This window comes from Phyllobacterium sp. CCNWLW109 (assembly GCF_037203905.1).
In the GTDB taxonomy this organism is placed as follows: Bacteria; Pseudomonadota; Alphaproteobacteria; order Rhizobiales; family Rhizobiaceae; genus Phyllobacterium; species Phyllobacterium ifriqiyense.
This window is the reverse complement of the sequence record NZ_JBBCBK010000005.1, coordinates 89787-114998: the sequence shown is the minus strand read 5'-3', so window position 1 is coordinate 114998 and position 25212 is coordinate 89787. Positions and strand designations below refer to the sequence as shown.

General features: G+C 54.7%; 24 protein-coding genes. 11 read left to right on the top strand and 13 right to left on the bottom strand.

Annotated elements, in window-relative coordinates; translation table 11 throughout:
* The 4 genes from V9K92_RS20780 to V9K92_RS20765 form a co-directional block, all read right to left on the bottom strand.
* Positions 1 to 960, bottom strand: coding sequence for an ABC transporter permease (locus V9K92_RS20780; RefSeq protein ID WP_337354836.1), 960 nt, complete (start codon positions 958 to 960; stop codon positions 1 to 3).
* A gap of 16 nt (positions 961 to 976) precedes the next feature.
* On the bottom strand, positions 977 to 1945 hold the full coding sequence (locus tag V9K92_RS20775; protein ID WP_115053763.1) for an ABC transporter permease: 969 nt from the start codon (positions 1943 to 1945) through the stop codon (positions 977 to 979).
* Positions 1946 to 1998: 53 nt separating this feature from the next.
* Positions 1999 to 3558: an ABC transporter substrate-binding protein gene (locus V9K92_RS20770; protein WP_337354835.1), complete on the bottom strand. Its 1560-nt coding sequence runs from the start codon at positions 3556 to 3558 to the stop codon at positions 1999 to 2001.
* Between the two features lie 87 nt (positions 3559 to 3645).
* Positions 3646 to 5211, bottom strand: a complete 1566-nt coding sequence (locus V9K92_RS20765) for an ABC transporter substrate-binding protein (protein WP_442958599.1) — start codon at positions 5209 to 5211, stop codon at positions 3646 to 3648.
* A 445-nt stretch (positions 5212 to 5656) separates the two neighbouring features.
* Here V9K92_RS20765 and V9K92_RS20760 point away from each other — a divergent pair, with 445 nt between their 5' ends.
* The 7 genes from V9K92_RS20760 to V9K92_RS20730 all read left to right on the top strand — a co-directional run bounded on the left by V9K92_RS20760 (position 5657) and on the right by V9K92_RS20730 (position 14384).
* Positions 5657 to 6436: a FadR/GntR family transcriptional regulator gene (locus tag V9K92_RS20760; RefSeq protein ID WP_115053760.1), complete on the top strand. Its 780-nt coding sequence runs from the start codon at positions 5657 to 5659 to the stop codon at positions 6434 to 6436.
* Positions 6433 to 7935, top strand: a complete 1503-nt coding sequence (locus V9K92_RS20755) for an ABC transporter substrate-binding protein (RefSeq protein WP_336441987.1) — start codon at positions 6433 to 6435, stop codon at positions 7933 to 7935. Before V9K92_RS20760 ends, V9K92_RS20755 begins: the two co-directional genes overlap by 4 nt.
* A gap of 73 nt (positions 7936 to 8008) precedes the next feature.
* Positions 8009 to 8956, top strand: coding sequence for an ABC transporter permease (locus V9K92_RS20750; RefSeq protein WP_307275822.1), 948 nt, complete (start codon positions 8009 to 8011; stop codon positions 8954 to 8956).
* A complete protein-coding gene (locus tag V9K92_RS20745) occupies positions 8953 to 9813 on the top strand; it encodes an ABC transporter permease subunit (protein ID WP_115053757.1) in 861 nt (286 codons plus the stop codon). The genes V9K92_RS20750 and V9K92_RS20745 overlap by 4 nt, the downstream gene beginning before the upstream one ends.
* Before the next feature lie 28 nt (positions 9814 to 9841).
* Positions 9842 to 11638 carry a gamma-glutamyltransferase family protein gene (locus tag V9K92_RS20740; protein WP_337354834.1) on the top strand — a complete coding sequence of 599 codons (1797 nt, stop codon included), beginning with the start codon at positions 9842 to 9844 and terminating at the stop codon, positions 11636 to 11638.
* Positions 11639 to 11690: 52 nt separating this feature from the next.
* Positions 11691 to 12542 (top strand): sulfite exporter TauE/SafE family protein, encoded by an 852-nt coding sequence (locus V9K92_RS20735; RefSeq protein ID WP_115053755.1) that lies wholly within the window; start codon positions 11691 to 11693, stop codon positions 12540 to 12542.
* Positions 12543 to 12563: 21 nt separating this feature from the next.
* Positions 12564 to 14384, top strand: coding sequence for an ABC transporter ATP-binding protein (locus tag V9K92_RS20730; protein WP_336441985.1), 1821 nt, complete (start codon positions 12564 to 12566; stop codon positions 14382 to 14384).
* Between the two features lie 17 nt (positions 14385 to 14401).
* Here V9K92_RS20730 and V9K92_RS20725 read toward each other — a convergent pair whose 3' ends face one another.
* Entirely contained in the window at positions 14402 to 15412 is a 1011-nt protein-coding gene (locus V9K92_RS20725) for a PAS domain S-box protein (RefSeq protein WP_307275835.1), read from the bottom strand.
* Positions 15413 to 15551: 139 nt separating this feature from the next.
* On the bottom strand, positions 15552 to 16166 hold the full coding sequence (locus tag V9K92_RS20720; protein WP_307275838.1) for a flavodoxin family protein: 615 nt from the start codon (positions 16164 to 16166) through the stop codon (positions 15552 to 15554).
* A 155-nt stretch (positions 16167 to 16321) separates the two neighbouring features.
* Here V9K92_RS20720 and V9K92_RS20715 point away from each other — a divergent pair, with 155 nt between their 5' ends.
* Positions 16322 to 17443: an LCP family protein gene (locus V9K92_RS20715; RefSeq protein ID WP_336441983.1), complete on the top strand. Its 1122-nt coding sequence runs from the start codon at positions 16322 to 16324 to the stop codon at positions 17441 to 17443.
* 78 nt (positions 17444 to 17521) lie between these two features.
* Positions 17522 to 18163 carry a LysE family translocator gene (locus tag V9K92_RS20710; RefSeq protein WP_307275842.1) on the top strand — a complete coding sequence of 214 codons (642 nt, stop codon included), beginning with the start codon at positions 17522 to 17524 and terminating at the stop codon, positions 18161 to 18163.
* Positions 18164 to 18228: 65 nt separating this feature from the next.
* On the opposite strand, the gene V9K92_RS20705 is transcribed toward V9K92_RS20710, so the two are convergent.
* From V9K92_RS20705 to exbB, 4 genes are all read right to left on the bottom strand, one after another.
* The gene (locus V9K92_RS20705; RefSeq protein WP_435530203.1) at positions 18229 to 19029 is read right to left on the bottom strand and encodes an ATP-binding cassette domain-containing protein; all 801 of its coding nucleotides are present in this window, start codon (positions 19027 to 19029) and stop codon (positions 18229 to 18231) included.
* Positions 19030 to 19127: 98 nt separating this feature from the next.
* Entirely contained in the window at positions 19128 to 19976 is an 849-nt protein-coding gene (locus V9K92_RS20700; RefSeq protein ID WP_337354833.1) for an energy transducer TonB family protein, read from the bottom strand.
* Positions 19976 to 20428 (bottom strand): TonB system transport protein ExbD, encoded by a 453-nt coding sequence (gene exbD, locus V9K92_RS20695; RefSeq protein ID WP_115053748.1) that lies wholly within the window; start codon positions 20426 to 20428, stop codon positions 19976 to 19978. Before exbD ends, V9K92_RS20700 begins: the two co-directional genes overlap by 1 nt.
* A gap of 10 nt (positions 20429 to 20438) precedes the next feature.
* Complete coding sequence (exbB, locus tag V9K92_RS20690; protein WP_337354832.1) at positions 20439 to 21452, bottom strand: tonB-system energizer ExbB; 1014 nt, start codon at positions 21450 to 21452, stop codon at positions 20439 to 20441.
* Positions 21453 to 21491: 39 nt separating this feature from the next.
* Between exbB and V9K92_RS20685 the strand changes: the two genes are divergently transcribed.
* On the top strand, positions 21492 to 21713 hold the full coding sequence (locus V9K92_RS20685) for a hypothetical protein (RefSeq protein WP_337354831.1): 222 nt from the start codon (positions 21492 to 21494) through the stop codon (positions 21711 to 21713).
* 16 nt (positions 21714 to 21729) lie between these two features.
* On the opposite strand, the gene V9K92_RS20680 is transcribed toward V9K92_RS20685, so the two are convergent.
* Positions 21730 to 22926 (bottom strand): RHE_PE00001 family protein, encoded by a 1197-nt coding sequence (locus V9K92_RS20680; protein ID WP_337354830.1) that lies wholly within the window; start codon positions 22924 to 22926, stop codon positions 21730 to 21732.
* A gap of 77 nt (positions 22927 to 23003) precedes the next feature.
* Entirely contained in the window at positions 23004 to 23660 is a 657-nt protein-coding gene (locus tag V9K92_RS20675) for a L,D-transpeptidase (protein ID WP_162802544.1), read from the bottom strand.
* Positions 23661 to 24018: 358 nt separating this feature from the next.
* Here V9K92_RS20675 and V9K92_RS20670 point away from each other — a divergent pair, with 358 nt between their 5' ends.
* Positions 24019 to 24432 (top strand): helix-turn-helix domain-containing protein, encoded by a 414-nt coding sequence (locus V9K92_RS20670; protein ID WP_337354829.1) that lies wholly within the window; start codon positions 24019 to 24021, stop codon positions 24430 to 24432.
* On the opposite strand, the gene V9K92_RS20665 is transcribed toward V9K92_RS20670, so the two are convergent.
* Positions 24426 to 25199 (bottom strand): phosphodiesterase, encoded by a 774-nt coding sequence (locus V9K92_RS20665; RefSeq protein WP_337354828.1) that lies wholly within the window; start codon positions 25197 to 25199, stop codon positions 24426 to 24428. The two genes, V9K92_RS20670 and V9K92_RS20665, sit on opposite strands and share 7 nt — an antisense overlap.
* Positions 25200 to 25212: the final 13 nt, after the last annotated feature.

Genomic DNA, 25212 nt, shown 5'->3' with positions numbered 1-25212 from the left:
CTATCTCAATTTTGGATTCAGGGCATCGCGCAGCCAATCGCCGAGCAGATTAACTGCAACGACAAGCAGGCATAGCTGAAGCACCGGAAAGAGCACGATCCACCAGGAACCGGAAAACAGGAACTGATTGCCGATACGGATCAAAGTTCCGAGTGACGGCTGGCTTGGCGGCATGCCGATACCCAGAAAGGACAGCGTGGCTTCCGTCAAAATGGCCATGCCGAAATTCAAGGTGGCGGCGACGAGCACGGGCGTGAGCGTATTTGGGAGAATATGTTTGCCCATGATCCTGCGCGCAGGAACCTTGATCAGCCGTGCCGCATGCACATAATCCTTGCCGCATTCCACAATCGTCTGGGCGCGTACGGTTCTTGCATATTGAACCCATGCGGACAGGGCGATCGCAAAGACCAGAACAGCGGAGGCACCCAGTTCCCGAAGATCGGCCGGCAACATCTGCCTCACCACTGTCGAAACCAGTATGGCAACTAGAATAGTAGGAATGGACAGCGTTATGTCGCCTATGCGCATCAGAAGATTGTCTATGAAACCCTCGAAATAACCGGCTACCAGACCCGCACTCATGCCGATCAGCAAGGAGAGCGCCACGGATGCTATGCCGATGAAAATGGAAATGCGCGTCCCGTACAAAATTGCCGAAAGCATGTCGCGGCCCTGCGTATCGGTTCCGAGCAGATAGGGCCACTCGCCACCTTCCTGCCAATAGGGTGGAAGCTCTGCTTTCCACATGTCGAGCTGCGCACCATCATAGGGATTTTGCATGGCGATCAGCGGCGCGAAAACCGCCGTCAGAATGAGCACCGCCAATATGACCGCGCCCGCAATTGCAACCTTGCTATGCTTGAACGACCACCACAGGTCACTGTTGCGAATGCGCTTGTGCAAAGGCGGTCGCGCCGGTCTTGGCAATTTGGGTGGCTTGGTTGCATCAATGGTCATTGATCCGGTCTCTGCTCTAGCGTGTGCTGCGCAAGCGGGGATCGATCACTGCATAAGCAATATCCACCAGCATGTTCAGAACAACGAAAATGAAAGAAATGATGCACAGATATGCGGCCATGACCGGTATATCGATGAATGTCACCGCCTGAATAAACAGCATACCCATTCCCGGCCACTGGAACACGGTCTCGGTGATCAGGGCAAAAGCAATCAATGAACCAATATTCATAGCGGTCATGGTGACGACGGGCATCAGGCAGTTTCTCAGGGCGTGCCGGAAATAGATCCGCCAACGGGGGATACCCCTCGCCCGCGCAAACTTTACAAAGTCAGAACGCAGCACTTCCAGCATTTCGGCGCGCACCAGCCGCATGATGAGCGTGATCTGGTAAAGCGACAGCGCGATTGATGGCAGGATAAGCGCCAGACGCCCCGATGGAGTAAGAAGCCCCGTCGACCACCAGCCAAGCTTGACCACGTCGCCGCGCCCGAAAGCGGGCAGCCAGCCCAGACTGACCGAGAAGACCAGAATAAGCAGGATACCGACAACAAAGCTCGGTAACGACACGCCTACAATGGAAATGAACTGCAATCCTTCAGTGTACCACTTGCCGCGCTTGATTGCGGTGAGCACGCCAAGTGGTATTCCAAGAACAAGCGATATCAATGTTGCCACCAGCACAAGCTCAAGCGTTGCTGGAAAACGGTCGGCAATCAACGTCAGAACATCCTGTCCGTTGCGGTAGGAAATTCCGAAATTGCCCTGCGCTGCATTGACGACGAAGCGAACATATTGCGTTGGCAAACCATCATTAAGACCAAGCCGCTCGCGCAGCTCGTTCCTGTCTGCCTGCGTCATCTGTTCGTTCGCCATCAACTCAACCGGATCACCTGCGAGCCGGAAAATCAGGAAGGCGAGCATGGCTACTGCGAGCATAACCAGAATTGCGTTTCCTAAACGCCTCACAATAAAAACCAGCATATAGTGCGCTCCCTATCCGTCCGCCTCGCAACTAACGAAGCCGACCGCCAGACTTATTTGGCAATATGTGTCAGCCAATGGCGAGGTTTATTGTCCGCCAGCTGAACGATGCTATCGACCTTGCCCGTCATTACCCAGGCCATGGGCTGCTGATGGAGAGGAAGCATGATGATCTCATCCTTGACCATTTGCAGGGCCTTGGTCTGAAGTTCCAACCGCTTGGGCCTGTCCATTTCGGTCGACGCCTGGACGATCAGCTTGTCGATTTCAGGATAAGACCATCCACCCCAATTGAAGACCCCGGCATTATCCGTCTTTGTCTGGATCATCTGAAGCAGGATGGAGTAGCTGTCGAGCATTGGCTCATTTGCCCAGCCGATCAGGTAAACATCCGCCTTGCCATTTGCGCGTTTTGGCGTTTGTGCGGCGGCTGGCGCAATATCAAGCTGAGGCTTGAAACCACCGCGACTGAGCATATTGATCATGCCCTGGCACAGTTCTTCCTCATTGACATAGGCGTCGGTGGTGCAGACGAAGGTAAAGGGTAAATCGGTCGCGCCAGCTTCTGCCAGTAGCTTCTTGGACAGTTCCGGATCAAATGCCACCGGCTTGTCGAGCGCTTCCGTATAACCTGGAATTTCCGGTGCAATGATTGCTCCGGCTGTTCTGGACTTGCCGCGCATGATACGCTTCTGGATCAGTTGCGGATCGAGCGCATGAGCAAATGCCTGACGCACGCGCAGATCGTTGAACTTGTTCTCCGTGCCATTGTCGAGCTTGGCTTTGCGGTTGAAACCGATCATCACGGTCCGAAGATCGGTACGCTCCATGACTTTAAGGTTTGGCTGAGCAGCAAGGCGCGGAATATCCTGCGATGGAGCATTGTCCGTGAAATTGATCTCTTCTGAAAGCAGCGCCGCAACGCGGGTTGCTGCTGAAACGATGGGTGTAAACTCGATGCGGTCGACATTGCTGTCGGACTTGTCCCACCATTGCGCATTCTTCACCAGAATGGTCTTGCTGTCGGGCACCCGGCTTTCAACGACGAAGGGTCCGGTTCCATTCGCATGATAGGTCGCATAGCCTTCCAGCTTCGCACCCACATCGGTTGGCTTCAGCGAATTGTTGTCGGTCAGCCAAGTCTCATCGAAAATGTGAATATTGGTAAGATCGTTAAGGAGCAGCGGGTAAGGCCCCGTCAATTCAATATCGATCGTATAGTTATCAACTACCTTGGCTGATTTATAGGCCGGCAGATTACCGCGAAGCGGCGATGTCTTGTCGCTCACGCGTGTCAACGAGGCCAGCACATCCGCAGATGTAAACGTTGCGCCATTGTGGAACTTGACGCCCTGACGCAGGTGGAAGCGCCAGACATTATCCGAGACAACTTCCCATGAGGTCGCAAGAGCAGGCTCAATCTGCAATTTCGCGTCATATCTGACGAGGCCTTCATATACATGGTTCAGGAAGGCAATCGTATAGCTATCCCCGTAGGAATAGGGATCGAGCGAGTAAATATCACGGGGCGCGCCCCATTTGAGAGTTTCGGCATGACTGGGTAAAATGAGGGTCAATGCCACCGTGGCCGCTAGGCCTAGTTGCTTAAACATTCTGGTTGTGCTCCGCTTCTGGATGTTGGTCGCCCCCTTGAACGGAGGTCTTCCCTTGCTTATCGGATAGCGCCGAAGCGCTACCAATTACTCGCTCATGCGCGTCAGCCAGTGCCGTGGCTTGTTATCAGCCCGGATTACGACACTCTCAATCTTGCTGCTTGTGGCCCATGCCATTGGCTGCTGATGCAAAGGGATCATGATTGCCTGATCCTTGGCGAATTTCAGTGCCGCAGTTTCAATTGCCAGCCGCTTTTCCCGGTCCTGCTCCAAGGCGGCGTCTTTCACCATTTTGTCGAGTTCGGGATAGGACCAGCCACCGTAATTCGCCACGCCATCGGCACCGCGGCGGGTGGAAAGCACCTGAACCAATATTGAATAGGCATCAAGCGTAGGCTCATTTGCCCAGCCGACCATATAAACATCGGACTTGCCGCTCGAACGCTTGGGCGTCTGCACAGCACGCGGTCCTATATCGAGCGTTGGCTTGAATCCCGCCCGGCTCAACATGTTGACGACACCTGAGCAAACGTCCTCCTCGTTCACGCTTTCGTCGTTCATGCAAAGATAGGTAAAGGCCAGATCAGTCTGCCCCGCTTCGGCAAGGAGCTTGCGGGACAATTCCGGATCATAGGTTGCAGGCACGTCAAGCGTGGCATCATAACCGGGGATCTCGGGTGCAACCAAAACGCCTGCCGGATGCGCCAGTCCGCGCATGACCTTCTTGTTGATCAGGTTCCGGTCAATGGCGTGATCAAATGCCTGCCGGACCCGCAAATCATTGAATGGATTGTCGCGGCCATCGGTCAATTTTTCGCGGCGGTTAAAGGCAATCGAAATCGTGCGCAAATCGGAGCGCTTGTCGACCTTTATGCCCTGCGTTGCTTCAAGGCGGCTGATATCCTGAATGGGAGCCGCATCCACCAGATCGACCTCGCCGGATAATAGCGCTGCGACACGCGTTGCCGCTGAAGTGATCGGGGTGAATTCAATGCGATCGAGATTGTGCTTCTTCTCGTCCCACCAGCCTTCATTCACGACGAGCGTCGTCTTGCTGTCCGGCACGCGGCTTTCCAGCTTGAAAGGCCCGGTGCCATTGGCGTGGTAGGTTGTATAACCTTCAACCTTAGCGCCGACATCGGTGGGCTGCTCGCTCTTATTATCCGCAAGCCACTTCGCGTCGAACATGAAGATGTTTGTCATATCATTGAGAAACAACTGCGATGGCGCTGAAACCTCGATATCGACCGTGTACTGGTCGACCTTCTTCGAGCCGGCATAGAGCGGAATATTTCCTCTCAAGGGCGATGATGGCGCGCTGACCCGCTTGAGCGAGGCAATGACATCATCAGCGTCAAAATCCGAACCATCATGAAACTTTACGCCTTGGCGCAGCTTGAAACGCCAATATTTATTGTCGATCAGCTGCCACTCTGTGGCCAATGCCGGAACGACTTCAAATTCCGGCGTGTAACGCACCAGACCTTCGTAAATATGGTTCAGAAAGGCGAGATTTGAGGTCGAGCCATAGGAATAGGGATCCAGGGAGAATATGTCCCGCTGCCCTGCCCATTTAAGCGTCGCCGCCTCTGCGGCTGTTCCCAATAACAGGATTGATGTCACCGCCATCAGAATGGATTTTCGCATTCGCATCATCAATGTTTCCCTCTTCCGCGAGTGCCTTTTGCAAGCTTGACCGCGATTTATTGAAAGCATAGGGCCATAAGGATTTCTCTTTGTCAACGATATTGTCGACAATTTTACGAGGGATTGGCACCAATATGATTGACAAGCCAGAGCATCGCTTTGAGCGGGCGCGTTTTGGTTGGGAGCAAAGCCGCTGCTCGAATCTATACCATTCCGGCAGTTCTTTCGCGGCGAACAAATCTTGGTTTGACCTACCTTAACCCTATTGCCGCAAATAAAGTGAACCATAAAAGAAATTGGTTGCGTCGTTGTTTATTGTTAAATAGGCTAAATTTTAGTGGAAAGTGCGACAAGCCTTAGAGACGCGCTTTATACTCTCATTTATACACCAAGGCATGCGTCTCACATTTGTGAACCATTCTTCATATTGATCCGCTTCTGAAGGTTTCCCATGCCCGTTCGTGCCAAACCTGCTGCAAATTCCGGGCACGCCCTTGAGCGCCTGCGCATATTGCTGAGTTCTGTTCCGCTGGGTGGCGAATTGCGCCTTCCACCGGAGCGTGAATTGGCCGAGGAAATCGGTGTGGGACGGCGCGCTCTTCGCCGAGCGCTTGAGGTTCTGGAAGATGAAGGCCTTATCTGGCGTCAGCAGGGCAAAGGAACTTTTGCCGGTTCCCAACAGGTCTCAAGCACGCTGCGGGTCAGCAATCTGGCAGAATTTACCAATCCGCTTGAGGTGATGGAGGTGCGCATTGAAATCGAGCCGGTTCTCGCACGCATCGCTGCCACGAAAGCCACACCCGTTCTTATACAGCAGCTGGAAAGGCTCGCATCCAAGGCAAAAGATGCCACCGACATTGATTCCTGGGAGCTTTGGGACGGCGCGTTCCATCGCAAGATCGCGGAATCTGCGGGCAATCAACTTTTCATTCTCTTCATGGGAATGATCGACCAGATTCGCCAGAACGATGCCTGGCGTCACTTTCGTGAACGGACCCGGTCCTCGGGTCGCACAACCCTTTCAGTAGAGCAGCACGACGCGGTGATTGAGGCTATTCGCCGGTTCGATCCTGCCGAGGCAGAGGCTGCCATGCGCAAGCATCTGCTCTCCATTCGCAGCGCAGTCATTGAAGCCATGCAGCTTACAGACAGCGTGGCGCCAGTTTGGGACGTAGCGCCCAATGATAAAATCAGCAGTAAAAAAAGTTCAACTACAGAGGGAATCCAATGAACTGCATCAAGAAACTCCTTTTAACCGCCGCCATTGTTGGTTCGGCCTCCGCAGCCTTTGCTGCCGACCTGCGCATAGGTCTGCAGGATGATGCGGATATTCTGGATCCGCACCGCGCCCGCACTTTCGTCGGGCGCATCGTCTTCACCTCGATGTGCGACAAGCTTTTCGACATTAACGAAAAGCTGGAGATCCAGCCTCAACTCGCCAAGGAATGGTCCTGGTCGGAAGACGGCAAGGTGCTTACCGTCAAGCTGCGCGACAATGGCAAATTTCATGATGGCACAACAATTGACGCCGCCGCTGTAAAAGCCAATCTCGAACGGGCGAAGACGCTGCCGGAATCACTGCGCAAGAGTGAAGTCGCCTCCATCGCTTCGGTTGATGCGGTCGATGCGACAACGCTCGTGATCCACCTGGTCAAGCCGGACGCATCGCTGCTGTCGCAGCTCTCGGATCGTGCGGGCATGATCCTGTCACCCAAAGCTTTCGAGGGTGGCGATTTTGGCGAAAACCCTGTTTGCTCGGGTCCTTACAAGTTCGTCGAGCGCATTCAGAATGACCGCATCGTTCTTCAGAAATTCCCGGATTATTGGGACGCGGCAAATTACAAATATGACAAGCTGACCTTCATTCCGATCTCGGACTCGACAGTGCGTCTGGCAAATCTGCGCTCGGGCGATCTTGATCTTATCGAGCGTATTGCCCCTTCTGATATCGAAGCCGTAAAGGGCGATTCCAATCTGGCATTTTATCCAGTCACCGGAACCGGCTATCAGGCTTTGACCTTCAACATGAAGAAGGGTGACAAGGATACGTTTCCGATCGGTCATGACAAACGCATTCGTCAGGCTTTTGAACTGTCTATCGATCGCAACGTCATCAACGAGGTCGTCGGTCAGGGCATCTTCCAGCCTGCCTATCAGCCATTTCCACCAACCAGCTTTGCCTATGACAAGAAGTTCGAAAGCCGCCAGCGCGATGTGGCCAAGGCCAAGGCTTTGCTCGCCGAAGCTGGTCATGAGCGCGTCAAGCTGGAAATTGCTTTCGGCAATAACACCGCCTCGCAGCAAATCTATGAGCTGATTCAGGCAATGTCGGCCGAGGTCGGTTTTGACATCTCGCTGCGTCCCACAGAATTTGCCGCGCTGCAATCGGCGCTGAAGGACGGCTCCTTTGAAGCCGGTCAGAGCGGCTGGTCAGGTCGCGCCGATCCGGATGGTAATATCCACGCATTTGTAAGCTGCAAGGGCAATCTCAATGACGCTCATTTTTGCAGTGAGAAAGTGGATGCGCTGCTTGAAGAAGCCCGCAGCCTGACCGACCCGGTCAAGCGCAAGGCGCTTTATGATCAGGTCCAGGAGATTACCCAGGACGAACTGCCCATCGTCTACCTTTATTACCAGCCATGGCCATTTGCGGCACGTGCCAATGTAAAGGGTTTCACGGCCTATCCTGATGGCATGATCCGCCTGAAGGGCGTTTCAACCGAAGGTTGATCTTCATGGGCTGGGGCGGCCCATCCGCGGCCGCTCCCTTGCCTTCCCGTTTCCAGTTTTAAAGTGTTGCCCCATGATCGAGATTGTTTTCAGACGATGCATCGTCGTCCTGCCCACGCTGCTTCTCGTGTCCATTATAGTATTCGGTATGCAGAAGCTTCTTCCCGGCGATCCAATCCTCACTATGGCAGGCGAGGACCGGGATCCGCAAACGATTGCCTATCTGCAGGAGAAATATCGTCTCAATGATCCGATCCCCGTCCAATATGTCGCCTGGCTCGGACAGATCTTGCGGGGCGATCTTGGAATTTCTTTGCGCACCGAGCAGCCCGTCCTTAGTCTGATTGCGCAGAAACTTCCTGTCACTATCCAGCTGGCCGCATTTGCCATGGTCATAGCCTTTATAATCGGCGTGCCCGCAGGCATTATTTCTGCGATACGCAAGGGCACGGCCACTGATTATGCAATCAATGTCGTGGCATTGTCCGGCCTTTCAATTCCCAATTTCTGGCTTGGCCTCATGCTCATTTTGCTGGTATCGGTGCAATGGCAATTGCTTCCGGCTTCCGGCTACACCTCGCCGCTGGAAGATCTCGGCCAGAACCTGCGCACGATGATAATGCCGGCCTTTGTTCTGGGAACCGGACTTGCCGGTGTTCTCATGCGCCACACCAGATCCGCCATGCTCGGTGTATTGCGCTCCGACTATGTGCGGACGGCGCGAGCCAAGGGGCTCAATGAAAAGACAGTGATCCTGCGCCATGCGCTGAAAAACGCGCTGGTTCCGATCATCACCCTATCTACGCTGCTGTTTGGTGAATTGCTCGCGGGCGCTGTTTTGACCGAACAGATATTCACCATTCCCGGCTTTGGAAAATTGATCGTCGATGCCGTTTTCACCCGTGATTATGCCGTGGTGCAAGGCGTGGTGCTTTGCACGGCCGTCGGCTTCATCCTGATGAACCTTCTCGCGGATATTCTCTATATCGTTGTCAATCCACGCCTGAGAGATGCATCATGAGTGCCATCACTTCCCATCGCAGCAGCTCTTTCAGCCGCCAATTGTCCAAATTCACGCGCAACAAGGCAGCCGTTGCCGGGGCCATTATTGTCGGCATCTTCGTGGTCCTCGCGATCTTTGCGCCCCTGATTGCTCCCTATGATCCTTTTCAGACGAGCTTCACCACGATACGCAAGCCGCCTTCCGCGCAATTCTGGCTTGGGACGGATGAGCTTGGACGCGATATTTTCTCGCGCATGATCTATGGCGCACGCGCATCCTTGATGGCGGGCGGTGTATCGGTCGTGATTGCGGTCATTGTCGGCGTGCCCTTTGGCCTGCTTGCCGGATATTTCGGCGGCTGGATCGATGGCGTTATTTCGCGTCTGGTCGATGCAATGCTGGCCATCCCCTTCCTCATTTTTGCGATTTCACTCGCGGCATTCCTCGGTGCCAGCCTGACCAACGCCATGATCGCCATTGGCCTGTCAGCCGCGCCGATCTTTGCCCGCCTCACTAGAGGACAGGTTCTATCGGTCAAGGCGGAGGAATATGTGGAGGCAGCACAGGTTATCGGCCTGCGGCACCCGCGCATCATCCTGCGTTATATCCTGCCGAACTCAATTCCTCCCGTCATTGTACAGGCTACGCTGACGATCGCGGCGGCTATTATCGCAGAAGCCAGCCTGTCTTTTCTCGGCCTTGGCCAGCAGCCACCCAATCCTTCCTGGGGTTCAATGCTGAATACCGCCAAGAACTTCATCTCGCAGGCACCCTGGATGTCGCTATGGCCGGGGGCTGCAATCTTCCTCGCCGTTTTGGGCTTCAACCTTCTTGGTGATGGCCTGCGCGACGCAATCGACCCGCGCGAATACTGAATATCTATACAGAGCAGGAACGACACATATGTTTACGACGAGACCGGAAATTTTGGGCACCTTTGGTGTTGTGACCTCGACGCATTGGCTCGCCTCGGCAGCGGGAATGGCCATGCTGGAACGCGGCGGCAATGCCTTCGATGCTGCGGTAGCCGCTGGCTTTGTGTTGCAGATTGTGGAGCCCCATCTTGTCGGGCCTTCCGGTGAAGTGCCTATCATTCTTTACTCTGCGCAGACACAAAAGACGGAAGTCCTTTGCGGGCAAGGCGTGACGCCGCAAGCGGCAACCATCGAAGCTTACAAGGCGCTGGATCTTGATCTCGTCCCTGGTTCCGGACTTCTGGCCGCCGTTGTGCCCGGCGCGTTTGACGCATGGATGGTTCTTCTGCGTGATCACGGCTCCATGAAGCTGCGGGATGTGATGGAACCTGCGATCCATTATGCCCGGCACGGGCATCCGCTGCTTCCGCGCGTTGCCAACACCATCAAGGACAATGCCGATTTCTTCGCCAAGGAATGGCCGACTTCAGCGGCAACCTGGCTGCCCGGCGGCATAGCTCCTGAAGCCAAGAAACTGTTTTGCAATCCTGTCCTTGCCGATAGCTATCAACGCATTGTCGATGAGGCGGAAGCAGCAGGCGGCAATCGTGAGGCGATGATAGAAAAAGCGCGCGATGCGTTTTATCGCGGTTTTGTGGCAGAGGCGATTGATCGTTTTTGCCGCCAGACCGAGGCAATGGACACCAGCGGGCGTCGCCATAAGGGGCTTTTGACCGGCGATGACATGGCCGGCTGGAGCGCTACCTATGAAACTCCGCTGACCTATGATTACCACGGCTGGACTGTTGCAAAGACAGGCCCTTGGGGGCAAGGGCCTGTGTTCCTGCAAACCTTGGCGCTGCTCAAAAAGCTTGATATCGCCGCCATGAAGCCGGACAGCCCCGAATTCATCCACACTGTAACGGAGGCGATGAAACTCGCCTTCGCTGACCGCGAGGTCTATTACGGCGATCCGGATTTCGTGGATGTTCCAATGGAAGCGCTTCTGTCTGATGCATATAGTGATCAGCGGCGTGCGCTCATCACCAATGAAGCATCGATGGAATTGCGGCCAGGCACGATTCCGGGTTTTGAGGCTCAGCTCAAGACGGCAATGTCACAAGTTCGCTATGCCGGTGCCAGCGGTGATATTGCACCGGGCGCGGGCGAGCCGACAATGGCGCATTTGCGCACTGAAAAGCGCGGCGACACTGTTCATATCGATGTCATCGATAAATGGGGCAATATGGTTTCCGCCACGCCGTCGGGTGGTTGGCTGCAATCATCACCAGTTATTCCCGAGCTTGGCTTTGCGCTCAACACGCGGGCGCAAATGTTTTGGCTGGAACCCGGCTTGCCAGCCAGCATGGCCCCGCTTAAACGTCCCCGCACCACATTGACGCCATCGCTGGCGCTTTATGAAGGAAAGTCGCGTCTGGTTTTCGGAACGCCGGGCGGCGATCAGCAGGACCAGTGGCAATTGGCAATGTTCCTGCGCCGGGTCCATCACGGCCTCAATTTGCAGGAAAGTATTGACCTGCCCTTGTTCCATACCATGCATTTCCCCTCCTCCTTCTATCCGCGCGAGGCAATCCCGGGCCGCCTTGTCGTTGAGGAGAGCTTTGGCCGGGAAACAATCGATGCGCTCAAAGCACGTGGCCACGATGTCGAGATTGTTCCCCAATGGTCGGTCGGGCGGTTGACCGCCGCCGAGCGGGACCCGGATGGCATTTTGCGGGCAGCCGCAACGCCGCGCCTCATGCAGGCTTATGCAATCGGGCGCTGAAACATCGGCGTTCCGGCGTCGAAACTTGGCGGTCTCCAGTTAAGGAAACAATATGTTCGGTATTCCTGTTTTTGAGTTGTCTTTGCTGGTGGTCGGGCTGCTGGTTGCCGGCGCAGTGACCGGCCTGCTTGCCGGTCTGTTCGGTGTCGGTGGCGGCGCGGTTGCCGTTCCGGTTCTCTATGAATTGTTCCGTTTCATGGAAGTACCGGAAGAAGTCCGCATGCCGCTATGCATCGGCACGTCTCTGGCCATCATCATCCCGACCTCGCTGCGCTCCTTTTATGCCCATAAGGCCAAGGGCGCCGTGGATATGACAATCCTTGGTAAATGGGCTGTGCCTGTCGTGCTCGGCGTGGTTCTTGGCAGTTTTATCGCGCGCTATGCTCCCGCCGATCTTTTCAAGATCGTCTTTGTGGTGGTTGCAGGCGCTTCGGCGATCCGCCTGCTGTTCGGCAATGATAAATGGCGTCTTGCCGATGACCTTCCGGCTGGCTGGCTCATGCGCTTTTACGGGCTTTTGATTGGCGTTCTCTCATCACTCATGGGTATTGGCGGCGGACAATTGTCAAATTTGTTCATGACGTTCTATGGCCGCCCTATTCATCAGGCGGTGGCGACATCATCAGGCCTTGGCATATTGATCTCAATTCCCGGAACGCTTGGCTATATGTATGCAGGCTGGCCGCGCGCGTCGGAGTTTCCCGATGTCGTTGCCCTGCAATTCCCCATTGCCATCGGCTATGTTTCGCTGCTGGGGCTTGCCCTTTTCATCCCGACCACGGTTCTGACTGCCCCGATCGGAGTGAGGCTTGCGCATTCCTGGTCCAAGTCAAAGCTGGAAATGGCCTTTGGCATTTTCCTTCTGCTGATCTGCCTTCGCTTCCTTGCCAGTGTTCTTTTCTAAGCTTCAGACGAGAGATACAAAATGACCCCTCCCATTCTTTCCGTCACCAAGCTGCGTACCTCCTTTTACAATGATGGGGCGTGGACGCCGGTCATTCGCGACATCTCATTTGACATCGCGCCGAGGACGACGGTGGCTATCGTCGGCGAATCCGGTTCGGGCAAAAGCATGACCGCACTGTCGATCATGCGGCTGCTGCCGGGTGGCAACAGCAAGGTCGAGGGCAATATTGCACTGGCAGGGCGATCGCTTCTGGATCTGCCGGAGCGGGAGATGCGCAATGTGCGCGGCAATGAAATTGCCATGATCTTTCAGGAGCCGATGACCAGTCTCAATCCAAGCCTGACCATTGGATTTCAGATCGCCGAAGCCTTGATGCGCCACCGCAATATGAGCCTGACCCAAGCCGAGGCTGAAGTCATCCGGCTTTTGGATCGTGTGCGCATCCCTTCTGCAAAATCGCGCGCTAATGATTATCCGCACCGGCTGTCCGGCGGGATGCGTCAGCGGGTCATGATCGCCATGGCTCTTGCCTGCAAACCGAAGCTCCTGATTGCGGATGAGCCTACCACCGCGCTGGATGTTACCATTCAGGCTCAAATTCTCGAACTCATCCGGGATTTGCAGGACGAGGATGGAATGGCCGTCCTCTTCATCACGCATGATATGGGCGTGGTTGCCGAAATTGCCGACCGCACGATTGTGATGTTACGCGGCGATGTTGTCGAAAGCGGCGATACCGCCGATATTTTCGCCAATCCGCAGCATGCCTATACGCGCTCGCTTTTGTCTGCCGTGCCGAAGCTCGGCTCCATGATCGGCAAGACACGGCCGCTTCGCTTTCCTCTGGTCGATCAGCAAACCGGCATAGCCGCTGAGCCGCCAGAGGGCATTGATACGGTTGAGGCTACAAAGCCAATCCTAGAAGTAAAAAACCTGACCAAATATTTCGACATCCGCAAAGGCGTCTTGCGTGGGCTGGCTGGCCGCGTGCATGCGGTCGAGAATGTCTCGTTCAATATATATCCCGGCGAAACCCTTGCTCTGGTTGGCGAGTCCGGCTGCGGCAAGTCAACAACGGGCCGCTCGATTGTACGGCTGACCGCGCCGACAAGCGGCTCGATCCGGCTTGCCGGGGATGACATTCTGAATATCGAAAAATCCTCGTTCCGCGACATGCGCAAGCGCATGCAGATGATCTTTCAGGACCCCTATGCCAGCCTTAATCCGCGTATGCGCATCGGCGAGAGTATAGCCGAACCAATGATTGCCCATGGCACCGAAACACCGAAACGTGCGCGCGAACGCGTGAGCGAGCTTTTGAAGAGCGTCGGCATGAGCGGCGATGTCTATGACCGCTACCCGCATGAATTCTCCGGCGGCCAGCGCCAGCGCATATGCATCGCCCGCGCCCTGTCTTTGGGACCGCAGCTCATCATTGCCGATGAGGCGGTTTCCGCGCTCGATGTTTCCATCAAGGCACAGGTGATCAATCTGATGCTGGACCTGCAGGAAAGGTTGAAACTGGCCTTCCTGTTCATTTCACATGATATGGCCGTGGTTGAACGCATAAGTCACCGCGTGGCAGTGATGTATCTTGGCGAGATTGTGGAGATCGGAACGCGTGCAAGCGTGTTCGGCAATCCGCAGCATCCCTATACACGCAGGTTGCTCTCTGCGGTGCCCATGGCTGATCCAAGCCGGCGCGCCGGCAAAAAGCGGTTGGTCAATGATGAATTGAAGAGCCCGATCCGCGCTGTCGATTATCAGGTTCCGATCCGCCAATTCAAGCAAGTGGGGCCTGACCATATGGTTCAGGAGTGGGGAGCCGAGTGGAGTTGATCGCCGCCCCGTAGGGTCTAAAGTTCGTTGTCTACCATATCCGAAACGCATTCCTTCAGCGGGGCGACCAGCTCCCACATGCGGCGTTCGTCATTCACCGTAATTTGAGCAGTGCCACGCAGCGCCAGCGGCGTGGCACGCTGCAATACAACATATCCAAAGCCGGATTTCTGTTCGACTTTAACAGTAGGCGCATTGTTGGTTTCGTCCCAACGGAGTTTTAAAAGCTCTTCGTCGACGCTGCCCTCAATCGCCCAGGAAATAGTGATCATGCCCTGCGAGGATGCGAGGACGCCGTATTTTGCTGAGTTCGTCGCCAGCTCGTGCATGGCCATTCCTATATGCAAGACTGCGGGCGCTGCGAGGATCAATTGAGGCCCGTCAACGGTTATGAGCCCATCATGTTTAAACGGTTTCAGCTGATCATTGATCAGCGTTCTCAGATCGCCGCCTTTCCAATCTGTTGAAACCAGAACGTCATGCGAGCTGGCGAGCGATGCTATGCGTTCATTTATCTGACGTTGAAACTCCTCAACGCTCTGCGTTCGCTTTGCGGTTTCACGAATGATGGACATCATGACCGCATACTGGTTCTTCACGCGATGATTGACTTCGCGAAGCAAAAGCCGAATGCGCCGCTCATTGTCACGCGAAACAGTGATGTCACGCGCGATTTTTGAAGCGCCGACAATCCTGCCATTCTCGTCCTTGATGGGTGAAACAGTGAGCGAGACGGGAATGAACGAGCCGTCTTTTCTGACACGAAGAGTTTCGAAGCTTTCAACCACCTCACCAGCCCGGACACGGGAGATTATCTCGTCTTCTTCGCTCTGATGACTCTCGGGGATGAGAATGCGAATGCTCTTGCCGATGACCTCTTCCGCCTTGTAGCCGAAAAAGTGCTCGGCCGCCGGGTTCCAGCTCGTAATGATACTGTTTAGATCCTTGCTGATGATTGCATCAAATGAACTATCAACGATGGCAGCTAATCTGGCGGCTACCAGATGGTGTTCTTCGTCCGCATTCACTTATCCATTCTCCACAAGATCAGCCAGAACATGCAATGGTCAGCTTCGGTACAGTATCAACTGGCTTCGCATTAGCAAGACAAGGTTTCTGGTAAGCCACACGAAACCCTATCTGCCGATGCGAAAAGCAACAAGCCGGTTATGCCTCGGTTTTTTCACCTGGATATGCATTGGTTTTGAGAACTTTGGCAAGATGTGCGGTGTTTCGTGCCAGCATCGCCAATGTATTGGTGACGACATCAGGTACCTTTGTCAAATCCACAAAATTGACGCTGCCCATGGCCTCCCCTACCCAGTAACTCACGGCATTTGGTGCAAGCGAAAAACCCACATCGTTCAAGGCCTGATAAAGTTCGGCAGAGACATGATGCGCCCCGTCTTCATTGCCAACAACAGCCACGGCTGCAACCTTGCCATAGGTGAGCATGCGGCCTTGATCATCCGTTTCTTCCAGAAAGGCATCCATGCGTTCGAGCGCGCGCTTGCAAACACTTGAAGGCTGGCCCATCCAGATCGGCGTGCCAAGAATGAGTATGTCGGATTCAAGCAGTCTCTTTCTTATGGAGGGCCAGTCGTCCCCCTCACCCTCATCGGATTTCACGCCGGGTTTGACGTTGAATTCGGCAAGACGAAGCGATGAGGTTTCAACGTCAAAGGGCTCAAGAGATTCGGCAATCAGATCAATCATTCTTTGTGTTGACGACTGTCCATCGACCTTCAGCGTGCAATTAATGGCAAGTGCTTTAAGCGTCATGATTTCAGAATCTTTTGGTGGTTGTCCGAAAGGAAACCGTCCATACAGTCCAAGGTTCCGAATTAGCTCAATTTATCACGGTCGTGAGGGCCGGATGGGGATTGCAACTGCAACGCCCCGATGTATCTTAACACCATCTAATATGGGCAATAAATTTGACCGATGAATCACTTTCTGAAAAGAATCCGCCCAAGCGGATGCCCCGTTGGATCCTTTGGTCGATCCTGACTGCTGCTGCCTTTATAATATTGTTGGTTCTTGGCATTGGCATCACCTATCTCACGATGATCTCCAATGTCAGGCACATCAAGGTCACGTCCGATGAACTGGGCGAAAACCGTCCTGCCAAAGCGTCGCCATCGGCGATAAATATCCTTCTTGTAGGGTCGGATCGCCGGGAAGGAAATGATGCGGCTCGTTTTGGCGAGCGCACGGATACAATCATGCTGGTGCACCTGCCTGCCGACCGCAGTGAACTGACCATCATCAGCTTTCCGCGGGATTTGCGGGTTCGGCTGCCCGGATGCGTCGCGCGCAATGGCCTGCCGGGACAAAGGGCGCAGCGCGGCATCATCAATTCATCATTCAGTACCGGGGGCATCGGGTGCATCTGGAAGACCATTGAAACGCTCACCGGCATCCATATTGATCATTTCGTCATTGTCGATTTCACGGGGTTCAAAACGCTGGTGGATGCGGCCGGCGGCGTCGAGGTCTGTCTGCCCGAACCGATCCACGATACCTATGTTCCCCTCGACCTGCCATCCGGTTTGCAACTTCTGCGCGGGGAACAGGCTCTCGGCTATGTCCGGGTGCGCCATGGCCTGAGCAATGGAACCGATATTGGGCGCATCCAGCGGCAGCAACGCTTCCTGTCTGCCTTGGGGCAAAAGATCATGGGTGGCGGCATGTTGCTCAATCCTGTCAAGCTGCTCCATTTCGTGGGCGTGGCCAGTGGATCCGTCACGACCGATCCGGAGTTTACGCCCGGCCTGATGATAAAACTTGCCCTCGCCGTGCGCGTGATATCGTCTGATAATATCCGGTTTCTAACGGCACCGTGGCATGATTCCGCCAATTATCCCGGCCGCGTCGAATTGCTGGAAGGTCCGGCAAAGAGGCTGTTCCGCGCAATTGCGCAGGAGGAACCGTTCAACCGGAACGACCTTCGAAAATCCGAACCGGCAATAACACCGCCCGCAGAACAGATGCCGGAACAGAAGAACGCTGCTCCCGCTCCATCTCCAGCCGCCATACCGCCCGAGCCCTGCTCCTAACTTGCTTGCAATTCTGAATTGACAAGCCACCGCTTCACAACGCTATGATGGTTTGCGCCAACAAGCTTGGAGGAAATTATGGACGCACTTGCAATTCTCGTCAGTATCATCGCGGCAATGGCGATCGGTGCCATGAGCCCCGGTCCGAGCTTTGTGCTCGTGTCGCGCATTGCCCTTTCCAGCTCTCGCGCCCATGGTCTGGCTTCGGCGCTGGGCATGGGTGTTGGCGGATTTATTTTCGCTTCCTTGGCCGTATTGGGACTGACAGCGCTGCTGATGCAGTTCGAATGGCTCTACCTTGCCTTCAAGATAATCGGCGGCGGCTATCTGATTTATATGGCCTACCGTATTTGCCGGGGCGCCTCAGCGCCGCTAGACACGGGTAAATCGGTGCGTGGTTCCAAGGAAATGACCGTGTATCGGGCATTTTTCACCGGCTTGATTACCCAGCTCAGCAATCCGAAAACATCGATCTTTTACGCCAGTATCTTTGCTGCCGTACTGCCCGCTGATCCTGCCAAATGGTTGCTTTTTGCAATCCCGGTTTCGTTGTTTCTGGTGGAAGCGGGGTGGTATACAATCGTCGCCCTGGCATTTTCCGGTTTCCGCATGCGCGCCCTCTACAGCCGCCTGAAAAAATGGTTGGATTACTCCGCGGGCACTGTCATGGGCTTCCTGGGCATCAAGCTGATTGTCGAGGCCTTCAATCGCAAGATCTGATTGGCATCGCAATCAGTATCATTGCAATTTCATTTGCAGAACGAAAGGGCCGTCTTGACGGCCCTTTATCTTACAAAGCTGACTGGCAGACCTGACGATGGATGGCGGATGACATCCATCTCAATGCCATAAATTGCACCAAGGCTTTCCGATGTCATGATTTCATCAGGCGTACCGCGAGCGATCAGCTTGCCGGAGTGCAGCGCAATGATTTCATCGCAATAGCGGGCGGCCATGTTCACATCATGCAGGACGACCACGACGCCAAGCCCTTTCTGGCGCGACAGGCGATGCACCAGCGACAGGATTTCAACCTGATGTGCCACGTCCAATGCGGAGATCGGCTCGTCGAGCAGCAGCCATTCTGCATCCTGTGCCACCAGCATAGCCAACCAGACGCGCTGGCGTTCGCCGCCCGAAAGCGTATCGACCAGACGATCAGCAAAGCCGCCAATATCGGTCAGTTCAATCGCTTCTTCGACCTTTTCACGATCCTGCTTGCTAAAGCGGCCAAGTGCGCCATGCCAGGGATATCGACCCAGCGCCACCAGTTCCTTAACCAGCATGCCATCGGCTTGCGGCGTATATTGCGGAAGATAGGCGACCTTGCGGGCAAAGGGACGAGCGCCCCATTCTTCAATAGCCTTGCCTTCAAACAATACGGTGCCCGAACTTGGCGGCTGCTGCCGGGCGAGGATCTTTACCAGTGTGGATTTTCCAGATCCATTATGACCGATAAGACCGGTCACGCGGCGCGACTGCAATTTCAGCGAAAGCGGCTGCAGCAATGTTCGCGATTCGATGGCAAAGCTCACATCGCCAAGTTCCAGCAAAGCCTCATCCACGGCCTGCGAGGCTGAGTGCATCTGGTTCTGTCCGGCGATTTCGGTCATTGACCACTTCCTTGAATATTTCTTGCAATATGAGGTACTGGCGAATGTGCACATCAGCCAGTTGAGAAGCGTCATTCCATTCGAATGGGAACTACCTGCGTAAAGCCACTACCAGTATAGTCATCTGGTGCAGAGGGAACAGGTGATGCACGACGTATCATCTGGAGAGCGTACTGATCAACTTCTGCTGACCCCGAACTTGCAACTATGGTGGACGATGTAATATCGCCACCGACGCTGATGGAAACCCGGATACCCACAACACCTTTTCCTGGACTGCCCCGTCTTGCTCCTCGTGCAAACCTTGCAAGATAGCTGTTAATTCGCTTTCCCCATGTTTGCGCTAAGCGAGCCGACGACGCACTTGACGACGCTACCTGGCGTTTTTCTTCAACCGGCTTATCATTTATCACCTTGGCGGTGACAGGCTTTTCAACCTTGCGGACAATCTTCTTTTCAACAGGCTTTTTTGGCTTTTCCTGCGCGGGACGTACAACCGGCAGTGGCACTTCAACCTCTGGCAGTTCAACCAGTTCTTCGGTCTGCTCTTCGAGTGGCTCGACCTCTTCGGGTACCGATTCCGCCTCAGCCACTTCTTCGACAGGTTCTACCTGCGGCTCCGGCTCAACTTCCGGCGTTGCCGCTTCCTGTTCGGCGACCTCCGGCTCTACCGGTTCCGGTTCGATTGCGGGCTCTTCCCTTACCGGCTGAGCAACAACCGGTGCCGGCATCGGCTCCATGTCGATCATGATCGGCGCGGCGATATCACCGTCTTCCTCTTCCGGCTGATAGGTGTGAACCGCCAAGGCGGCACCAGCATGGACGGCAACCACAACAATACCGGCTATCGTCCAGCGTCCCACTTCAGACCAGTTGGGGTGCAACAATCCGCCCATGAGGGTGCTCGGCCTGCTTGTCATTACTGCGCGTTTCCGCCTGGTGCAGCGAGCGGTGCGCTTTCGAGACCGACCAGCGCGATCTTGAGGTAGCCGTTGGAACGCAGATTGTTCATCAGGTCCATGAGCGAACCATAGTCAACCGACTTGTCTGCTCGCAGAAAAACGCGGGTTTCCTTGTCGCCCTCGGTTTGTTGATCAACGAAGCTGCCAAGCGTGTCAGCTGTCACCGAATTATTGCCGATTGAGATTGTCTTGTCTTCTTTGAGCGTAAGATAAAGCGGCTGATCCGGGCGCGGTACGGGTGTTGCCGTCGAGGCGGGAAGATCGACATTGATATCGACCGTTGCCAATGGTGCGGCAACCATGAAGATGATGAGCAGGACCAGCATGACATCGATAAAGGGTGTCACGTTGATTTCGTGGTTTTCCTGCAATTCGTCGTCGGAAACATTGTGCCTGATACCGCCAGCCATTTTTGTGCTCCTACTCGGCAGCTGCGTGACGAAGCTGCCTTGCCGCTGTGGCAGCGGAAGGCACGCAGGCATAGTCAACGTCGCGGCTGACCAGACGCTCGACCCCTGCCGAAGCATCCGCAAGGAGCTGGCGGTAGCCGGTGATTGAGCGGGCGAAGACATTATAGATGACAACAGCGGGAATAGCCGCAACCAGCCCAATGGCCGTTGCCAGCAGCGCCTCGGCGATGCCCGGTGCAACGATGGCAAGGTTGGTCGTCTGGGATTGCGAAATACCGATGAAGGAATTCATGATACCCCAGACCGTACCGAACAGGCCGACAAAGGGTGCGGTGGAACCGATGGTCGCGAGCACGCCGGTGCCGCGGCTCATGCGGCGGCCGGCCTGGGCTTCGATGCGCGAAAGACGCGATGCAACGCGTTCCTTCAAACCATCCGCACTTGTGTGCGCCTGTGCTTCTTGAGAAAGACGCACTTCCTCGCGTGCGGCATTGACCAGCAGAGCACCCGGCCCTCCCCTCCCCTCAAGCGCCCGCTCGGCATCTTGAAGTGTGCGCGCACTGCCAATGGCATTGAGGGCGCGATAGGCACGCATTCTGGCACCGGCCAGTTCAAGCGTTTTGGCCAGCCACACTGTCCATGTCACCAGCGAGGCGAAAGCCAGACCGATCATGACGCCCTTGACCACCCAGTCAGCAGCCATGAACATGCCCCATGGCGAAAGATTATGCGGCAAAGTTGCCTTGGCATCGGCTGCCGGAGCGGTTGGCTCTACGGCTGGTGCGGCAGTGCTAGCCGGTGGAGTTACCTGCATTGAGGGCGCTGGCTCGGCAGCTGGCGTGGAGGGCTGAGGTGCAACAGGTTGCACCTGCTGTGCAGTCTGCGCTGCCGGTGCCGGATTTTCCTGCGCTGTCGAAATGGACGGAACGAGACCACCAAAGACGATTGCCAGACCAAGAGCACTTGTTCTCAGACCATACAATATTGAACCTGATGATAGAGGCATTGTGGCCATTGCTCGCATCTTCTCGATATCCTTATTTTGTCCTGCGGCTCGTCCGGATTGCCGGACGTATCTCATGCGCAGAGCGCAGTCGCATGGCGGCTTAATATTTATGACTTTAATAATCAAGTATTATTTGGCGAAAATCAATCCTCTCGACAAAGGATTGCCTTCTCATTTGAAAAAACAGCCAAGCCTGCACAAATGTGGGAAAATTCGGGAGAAATTGCCGAAGAATCATCAAATTTTGCTGAAAATTTGCAAACTCAGCGTGTAATTTAGTTGTACTGAGTAGTATTCAGATAATACCCCAGGCCCGGTAGCGTCCCCGGCCCGTCATTTCCCGCAGGCCGAGTTCCCCGATTAGATTGAGGGCGCCGCGCTGCGAAACCTTCAATTCCTTGGCCACCAGACCTGCGGAAATCATGGGGCGGGATAGCGCGAGATCGATCATTCCGGGCAGGCTGGATGTTGACCGCCGGTCCTTTAATTTGCGTTCCATCTGTATTCTGGCGAGCCCCAATCGCTCTATTTCCTTGAGGTTTGCGATGCTGGCCGCCTCAACCGCTCCGAGAAATGCTGCGAGGCGGGTTGCCCGGTCTCGTGCCCGGCGGCGGTCGCGCGGCACGTTGCGGAGGCCTGAATTAAACGCGGCCAAATGCGATCGTGTTTTCCCCCGTTCCCGCAACATCGCAGAAACCAGCATAGGCCCAAGCCAGTGCTGATGCTGAAGTGGTTCAATATCTTCCCATGCATCCCATAACAGCGCCGCTGCCAAAAGCGGCGGCAAATCGCGGGTCATGTCGTGCACAACCAACCATCGACCAATACGTTCATCTTCGTCCCAATCGGGATCGTAGACCAAAGGATCACCATCCGAACTTACCTCTGACGAAACAGATTTCCTCTCCAGCCTCCCCTCACCTCTCACAGGCGCGGGGGCATTGGCTGGCGTCAGCAATCTATGGCTCGTCCGGTCCAGCAACGCATCGAAACGTGCAAGTTCGTCCTCAAATGCGCTCTCGGCATCTGTCTTGCTTTCGTTCAGGAATTCCGGATTGCTGCCCGGCTCAGAAATTACCTCCGGCGTTACGGGATCGGTGAACCAACGTCCTCTCAGGCTTGCAAGACCCTTGGCGCTCAAAGCCCATGCCGGTGGGTTTGAAGCAATCTGCCGCCGCACGCGCAAGATATTATGTGCCCGCGTCAGTTCGTGAGTCGGCGCCCGTATATCCATTCGGGCATCATGGAGAACAAGATCCTCCACATGCACAAGTTCACCAGCGAGCCACAATGCATTGCAGGCTTCCATGAAATGCGAGCGCGCGATCCAGCCTTCGTTCTCGCGCGTCAATCCATCTCCGTAACGACGAGAAGACTCATTCAGGTCGCTCTTGCGCGCAATCCGCTCGTCAAGACGCGCCAGAGCGTCCTCGGCGGCGACAACCGGGCGAAACAGGTCATTGATGGATAAATCGGCAGAATCATAAACCATTGTATTTATGGTAAATGATTGGACAAACAGAAGATAGTAGGGTTTTAACTTCTCTTCGCTCCGAGCCCTTTAATGCTTCAAACGACGACGACGGTCGCCTTGCCAGGTACGCGGTTATACAAATCTATTATATCCTGATTGATAAGGCGGACGCAACCCGACGACATGGATTGCCCAATCGACCACCATTCCGGTGAGCCGTGAATACGGTAGCCAGTATCCACCCCATCTTTGAAAATATATAGAGCGCGTGCTCCCAGAGGATTGTCTGGTCCCGGCTCTTGTCCGTTCTGGTATTTCACCAGCTCCGGCTTGCGCTGGATCATCTCGCGAGGCGGCGTCCAGCGCGGCCATTCTTTCTTATACTGGATATTGGCGCGGCCATTCCAAAGGAAACCGGCCTTGCCAATGCCCACGCCATAACGGATTGCATCACCGCCGGGCTGGACGAGATAGAGAAAACGCTGCTGCAGATGCACGACAATAGTACCCGGCTGCTCGCCGGTTGGGTCGAGAACAACTTGCCTGCGAAATTGCGCCGGCACTTTTTGATAGGGCACGGCAGGAAGGTGATAAGGCCCCTCCTGCACCGCGGCATACATGACGTCGGGAACGGTAACTGATTTATCGATGCTGATCTGCGGGCGCACTCCACTGGTGGAGATAGGGTCGACATCCAGCTCCGGCAGACCAAACGATGTTTGGGTGCAACCCGAAGCACTGAGCGCCGCCATTGAACCAACTCCAAGCAGCAGGTGCCGCCGTGAAATGGCTGGAGTAGACAAGTGGGAAGAAACTGCCTTGGGACGCTGGGACAATATCGTACTCGCTTACAAAAAGTGCAATTTCTTAAATAGTAAGGAAATGTGGTTTATAAAAAGTGAATGGATGACAGGTGCTATCGGTTGACAGCTGTCAACTCTGTTTGCAGTTTAACCTCGTAGTCAGCTGTCAACACGCGCAAGGTTTTCCTTAGCCAAAGGTTTAATTTCAATCCTACGGCAGTTGCGATAATTACGTAATGCTATTCTCGATTTCAATTTTTTCGCACCACAACCCATAATTGTTTTTATCAGTATATGAGTTTCATTCATGGCTTTAAAAGAACCCTCACACGCCGAAAGCTTCGACACTGACCAGCAAGTGGCTCTCGCAGATCCCCTCACCCTCGCTGAATCCTTCATGCAGGCAAATATTTCCAACCCAGTCGCAGCATCAAACATAGCAGAAGCAGCCGGGATTAATGTGCGGGCATTGCAGCGGCTTTTTCGAAAAACCTATGCCGCGACCCCAACGCAGGTCTTATTACAAAAGCGCATCGCCCTCGCCCGCGAAATGATCCTGAATGGTGAAGCTCTGTCCGTTAGACAGGTTGCGGCTCAGCTGCAGTTTTCCAACCCCACGCGCTTTTCGAAATTGTACAGCAGGTTTCACGCGCAAACGCCTTCGCACGAGATACGGCAAGGTAAAGCACAGCCGAACGGCCCTGCGGAAACAAATCAATAATAGGCCGCTGACGTATCGAGAAAATCGTGTGAGTGGACGATAACCGTCTCGCGATCAATAAAGATCACGCCATACACCGGTGGCTCATGCGTCACGGCAAGCTTGTCAGGCGCGAAGCCAAGCGCCGATTGATGGTTGGTGCCACGCAATACGCTCACTGGTATGCCGCGCCAGCTTCCGGCAACAGGTCGATGCGCGTGTCCGGCGAAAACATGCCGAACATTCCCGTGCTCTTTCAAAAGCTCAAAAAGTTCGCCAGCTTCAATAAGGCCTATCGGGTCCAGATGAGGCATATGAATGGGGAAAGGCGGATGATGGGTGAACACATAGACCGACATGCCCCTCGCATCCTGCAACTGTTGTTTCAACCAAGCAAGGCGTGTGCCATCCAGCCGGCCTTCCACCCTTCCCGTCTCCAGAGTATCAAGCAGAATAAACCGGCCCTCATCAGTATCGACCACCCTATGAACAAAGCCATCTTCCGGAACGATAGACGGGAAAACTCTCAAGAATACGTCGCGATTATCGTGATTGCCCAACATCAGGTGATAAGGAATGACGAGTTTGTTCAACTCTGTTGCAAGCAGCTGATAGGTTTCTTCATCGCCCGTATCGCTTAGGTCTCCGGTGAAAATTACCATATCTGCATCGGCGTGATGTTCGTTGATATTTTCAATACATCTTTGAAGCCGATCAAGCGGGTCCAACCCGCAAAGGAGTTCACCCGGCTGGACGAGGTGCAGGTCGGTCACTTGAATGATCTTCATCGCTGTTGCTGTC